4 protein-coding genes and 1 pseudogene are annotated in these 4,055 nt (G+C 45.5%); 2 read left to right on the forward strand and 3 right to left on the reverse strand.

Features of this window, described 5'->3' with window-relative positions; all coding sequences use genetic code 11:
• Together B4H32_RS08365 and B4H32_RS08370 are read right to left on the reverse strand one after the other, a co-directional pair.
• A pseudogene (locus B4H32_RS08365) lies at positions 1-289 on the reverse strand (hypothetical protein); the annotation flags it as partial.
• Positions 290-347: 58 nt separating this feature from the next.
• Positions 348-866, reverse strand: a complete 519-nt coding sequence (locus B4H32_RS08370; protein WP_286801852.1) for a hypothetical protein — start codon at positions 864-866, stop codon at positions 348-350.
• A 229-nt stretch (positions 867-1,095) separates the two neighbouring features.
• Between B4H32_RS08370 and mrdA the strand changes: the two genes are divergently transcribed.
• Complete coding sequence (mrdA, locus tag B4H32_RS08375) at positions 1,096-3,120, forward strand: penicillin-binding protein 2 (RefSeq protein ID WP_286801857.1); 2,025 nt, start codon at positions 1,096-1,098, stop codon at positions 3,118-3,120.
• Positions 3,120-3,668 carry a 16S rRNA (guanine(966)-N(2))-methyltransferase RsmD gene (gene rsmD / locus B4H32_RS08380; RefSeq protein WP_286801869.1) on the forward strand — a complete coding sequence of 183 codons (549 nt, stop codon included), beginning with the start codon at positions 3,120-3,122 and terminating at the stop codon, positions 3,666-3,668. Before mrdA ends, rsmD begins: the two co-directional genes overlap by 1 nt.
• On the opposite strand, the gene B4H32_RS08385 is transcribed toward rsmD, so the two are convergent.
• On the reverse strand, positions 3,665-4,055 hold a 391-nt coding region (locus B4H32_RS08385), incomplete at its 5' end, for a hypothetical protein (protein WP_286801873.1). The two genes, rsmD and B4H32_RS08385, sit on opposite strands and share 4 nt — an antisense overlap.

Consider the following 4,055-nt stretch of genomic DNA (forward strand, 5'->3'; position numbering starts at 1 on the left):
CAGGGTCCATCGCTTCCAGAAACTCTCGCAATGAACCTAATTTTGATAGGGTATTGTCAGTAATAATGCCTGAAATACGTCCTGCCTTACGTGGCACAATCCCTTGCCAACCTACAGGTAATGGTCCTAAATGGAATCCCCAGAAATTAATTGGGTAAAACACCATTTTCAAAGCCATCCACACGTGTGCCCATGTTACAAAGGCAGTCACTGGAATGATACTTAAGACTGCCAGATGGTCAGGTCGATTTAAGAAAATCTGCCACAATTCATTGACGTAATCAAACATGCATGACTCTCAAAGTTATTGATACATTATGGCCTATAGATGAACAGCTTGCACTCTCCTACAAACCAAAACTTAAGGTGTATGAAAACTGAAGCACAGGTTCTGCTTTTTTAACAGTCTTCCCATCTGCCCCTTTCAATGGTTCACGTACGCCCGCACCCACACTGAATGTGCTAATCCGTTCATTATTCAACCATACAAAGGCCATATCAGCCCCTACACCCAAATTCGCCTTTACTTTTCCACCATAATTTTTACTGTCCAGATGACCTGCATACACCCCAACGTAATATCCGTTTTTATCTGTGCCTGTCAGGTAATATGGATAACGGAAGCCAACCTGACCGCCCGCCTCATTATCATCGTTTAAAAACGCACCCGCTTTCGCATAAGCAATCCCGTATGGATTTACCCATTCAAGGTTGGCGTGTAATAATTTTTTGGTTACACCAGCCCCAATATTCCAGGTTGAAACTTTTGCATCCTTTAGTTTAGGTTCAGGCTTAAATGGATTTTCCCCAGCGTGAACCAAACCCGTAGATGTTAAAACCGCCAGCAAAAGGTAAATTCTTTTCATTATTTTCTCCACTTTCCCTAAGAGTGTGTCCTATTTCAAACAGTTTGTGACTTTAACAGAATTATTTTGCTCCTAATATACAAGACCATACAATTTTAATGTCTGCAAAGTCAAAAAGTGTCGCACCACATTTGCATGAAGTACTGAAAATTCTACAGTATGATCATTCAACTTACGTTAAAATAGCCAATCGCTCCATTCTTTTATTTTGTAATTAAGTCGACACCGTATGAAACAGCACTTTCCTTTAAAAAACATGCAACAAGAAAAGCGCATTTACAAGGGTCGAATCTTTTTTGCAATCTTTATTGTCGTGATCTGTCTGCTCATCCTGATCTGCCGCTATGCCTATTTGCAGATTGTGCACTATGACGACTTCACCACCGCCTCGGACAAGAACCGAATCCGCCTGCAACCACTAGCCCCTGCCCGTGGTTATATTTATGACCGCAATGGCGTGCTTTTGGCCGATAACTATCCCGTGTTTACCGCCACGCTCAGCCGTGCAGATGTCAGCGATATAGATGACACAATAAACCGCCTGATTCCTGTACTGGGCCTAACGGAAGAAGATGTTGAACGCTTTAAGAGTCGGGTGAAAACGGCACGGAAAACTGAGCGGATTGCCATCAAGCTAAACCTGAATGAAGCGGATATTGCCAAATTCAGTGAAGTGAAATATGCCTTTCCTGGGGTAAAGATTGAAACACAAATGACCCGCTATTACCCGCATGGAGAGCTTTTCGCGCATGTGCTGGGTTATGTGGGCCGTATTAATGATAAAGAACTGAAATCTATTGACAAGGATTTATACGCAGGCACCAACCTAATTGGTAAAATTGGAGTGGAAAAAAGCTACGAAGAATTATTGCATGGTACCCCAGGCTACGAATCGGTAGAGGCCGATGCACATGGCAATATCCTGCGCAACCTGGGACGAAAGGCGCCGATTCGCGGCAATGACCTGTATTTGTCGATTGACTATGGCCTCCAGATGGTCGCGGCACAACAATTGGCGGACCGCCGTGGGGCAATTGTGGCCATGGACCCACGTACTGGTGAAATTCTGGCACTGGTTTCCAGTCCCAGCTTCAATCCCAATTTATTCGTAACGGGCATTAGTTCGAAAGACTATAGTGGTTTACGCGATAATTTAGACCAGCCACTTTATAACCGTGCGGTTCAGGGTGTCTATCCTCCTGGTTCAACCATTAAACCAATGTTTGGACTAGGTGGGATTCATTATGGTTTGGTTGACTGGGGAACTGCGATTTCCGACCCAGGCTATTTCAACTTACCTGGTGACAGTCACCGCTTCCGTGACCATAAAAAAACGGGACATGGTGCGGTCAACCTGCATAAGGCCGAAGTGGTCTCCTGTGACACCTATTTCTATATCCTGTCTTACCGCATGGGTATCGAAAAAATGAATGACTGGATGCGCCAGTTTGGTTTCGGGGAAAAGACAGGTGTTGACCTGCCAAGTGAAAGCAGTGGCTTATATCCAAGCCCTGAGTGGAAAATGCGTACCCGCAAATCCAAGTGGCTAAAAGGTGAAACCATTTCGGTCAGTATTGGTCAGGGTGCATTTACCGCAACACCATTACAACTGGCAATGGCAACGGCAATTACAGCGAACAAAGGGTCACACGTCACCCCTCACGTGTTGCGGGACAATAAGGGTGCAAAAAAATTCACGGTGCACAATGCCCCTGATGGTAAAATTCAGTTCAATGGGACAGAACAGGACTGGCTGAATATGCATGCAGCCATGATTGATGTCATCCAAACAGGAACAGGTCGAGGCATTAAAGGTGGCCTACAGTATTCAATTGCTGGAAAAACAGGTACAGCCCAGGTCAAGAGTATCGCACAGGGCAAACGCTACAATGAAGCGGCCTTATCCTCAAGACAATGGGACCACGGTTTATTTGTCGGCTTTGCACCAGCAGACACCCCTGAGATTGCGATTGCCGTGGTATGGGAAAATGGTAAGCATGGTGGTTCCGCAGCGCAACTGGCGCGCCCAGTTTTCGATTACTGGTTAGTGACACGCAACAAGAATCCGCTGCGCCCTGCAAACCATCAGGTGAGTGGCGGCTTAATGACAGCAGGCATCAAGCCAAGCGAATTGCCAAGCGGCAATACCACTGCACCAACAACGGCGCAAACCTCACTGCCAATATCATCTACGGTGACCCCTGCCCCAGCCGTTACACCGCCACCGCAGCCAGCCGATGGAACCACTGAATAATGAAGAACCAATTACGCATTATTGGGGGTGAATGGAAACGACGTTCCCTGCCCTTTGCCAGTATTGAGGGTTTAAGGCCAACCCCTGACCGTGTCCGTGAAACCTTGTTCAACTGGCTGATGTGGGATATCCAGAATGCACAGGTGCTGGACCTATGCAGTGGTTCGGGCGCCCTCGGTTTTGAAGCGCTCTCGCGTGGCGCAGCAAAAGTGGTGATGATTGAACCCAACCCAACTCAGGCACGTTTTTTAAAGGATAATATCCAGTTATTAAAAGCGGAAAATTGTCAGTTGATGATCTCAACCGCGCAGCAGGCATTAGTGAAATTACACAGTGGCTTTGATGTAGTGTTTCTTGATCCACCCTACAGCCTTGATTTATGGCAAGAGCTTGCCGAGTTGACTGAACCATTGATTAATCCGAACGCCTATATTTATGTTGAGGCAGACCGTGACCTGTCACAGCTAAAACTTCCAGCCAGTTGGCAAAAAATCAAGGAAACCAAGGCAGGTATGGTACGTGCAGGTTTATATCAAAAGATGGCCTAAAATATTCGCAACCAGAAAAAGCGAACCAACTGCCCCCGATCAAATGGAAAGCTGGACAAATACTCATAGCCAATTTGGTTGGTTGGATTGAGTTGGTAGATGATGCCATATCCCAATGAAACTGAAAAATCATCCAGAGACAAGTTACTGGTGTCACCTGTCAGCATTTTATGGTTAAACTGGTTGGTTTGATAGGCCGTATAGTTATAGACACGCCAGCGCTCACCCTGAAAAAACAGGTTATGCAGAATTGAATAATCTGTTTTCTCTTGCTGTGGATAGGCTGAGTCAAACATTTCTTCAGCATCATCATTGACCGCTGTAAAAAAATTATAATCCCCTGCATGACAGATACAGGAGAAAAATAAAATAAAACAGGATAAATTT

The organism is Acinetobacter sp. UBA2063, from assembly GCF_002333245.1.
Lineage (GTDB): Bacteria > Pseudomonadota > Gammaproteobacteria > Pseudomonadales > Moraxellaceae > Acinetobacter > Acinetobacter parvus.

Bases quoted from the DNA above. Each gene is read 5' to 3' on its own strand.
- rsmD (WP_286801869.1), top strand. From the start codon at position 3,120: ATGAAGAACCAATTACGCATTATTGGGGGTGAATGGAAACGACGTTCC.
- B4H32_RS08370 (WP_286801852.1), bottom strand. From the start codon at position 866: ATGAAAAGAATTTACCTTTTGCTGGCGGTTTTAACATCTACGGGTTTG.
- mrdA (WP_286801857.1), top strand. From the start codon at position 1,096: ATGAAACAGCACTTTCCTTTAAAAAACATGCAACAAGAAAAGCGCATT.